Consider the following 232-nt stretch of genomic DNA (forward strand, 5'->3'; position numbering starts at 1 on the left):
GATCTTCTCGCCGATGAGGTAGTCACCGGGGTCCGAGGCGTTGTTCGCGTAGAACTCCACGCCGGTGCCGAAGATGTCGGAGGTGGCCTCGTTCAACCCGCCCGACTCACCGGTGTAGTTGAGACCGGCGGTGTTGGAGGTGACACCGTGGCTCATCTCGTGGCCCGCGACGTCGAGCGAGGTGAGGGCGTGGGTGTTGCCCGAGCCGTCGCCGTAGGTCATGCAGAAGCAG

General features: G+C 65.1%; 1 protein-coding gene. It reads right to left on the minus strand.

Going from position 1 to position 232, the window contains the following annotated elements:
• The coding region (locus tag GTW40_RS20095) for a M4 family metallopeptidase (RefSeq protein WP_161181579.1) at window positions 1–232 on the minus strand (232 nt) is incomplete at both ends.

This window comes from Streptomyces sp. SID4985 (assembly GCF_009863025.1).
Taxonomy (GTDB): Bacteria; Actinomycetota; Actinomycetes; order Streptomycetales; family Streptomycetaceae; genus Streptomyces.